The organism is Streptomyces bobili (assembly GCF_002154575.1).
In the GTDB taxonomy this organism is placed as follows: domain Bacteria; phylum Actinomycetota; class Actinomycetes; order Streptomycetales; family Streptomycetaceae; genus Streptomyces; species Streptomyces bobili.
In genome coordinates this window covers 1-256 of sequence record NZ_MUBA01000078.1, presented here as the reverse complement: position 1 = coordinate 256, position 256 = coordinate 1, and the positions used below count along the sequence as shown (strand labels likewise).

At 71.1% G+C, this 256-nt stretch carries 1 pseudogene; it reads left to right on the top strand.

Annotation, left to right across the window (positions count from 1 at the left end):
• Positions 1 to 256, top strand: a pseudogene (locus BZL64_RS40970) (acyl-CoA carboxylase biotin carboxyl carrier protein subunit); the annotation flags it as partial.

Below are 256 nucleotides of genomic sequence, written 5' to 3'. Positions count from 1 at the left end.
GCACGGGCCTCGCGGCCGGGGCCAAGCCCAAGCGCCGCGCGGCGAAGAAGTCCGGCCCCGTCGCCTCGGGCGACACCCTCGCCTCCCCGATGCAGGGCACGATCGTCAAGATCGCGGTCGAGGAGGGCCAGGAGGTCAAGGAAGGCGATCTGATCGTCGTCCTGGAGGCCATGAAGATGGAGCAGCCCCTGAACGCCCACCGCTCCGGCACCGTCAAGGGGCTCGCAGCGGAGGTCGGCGCATCCATCACCTCCGG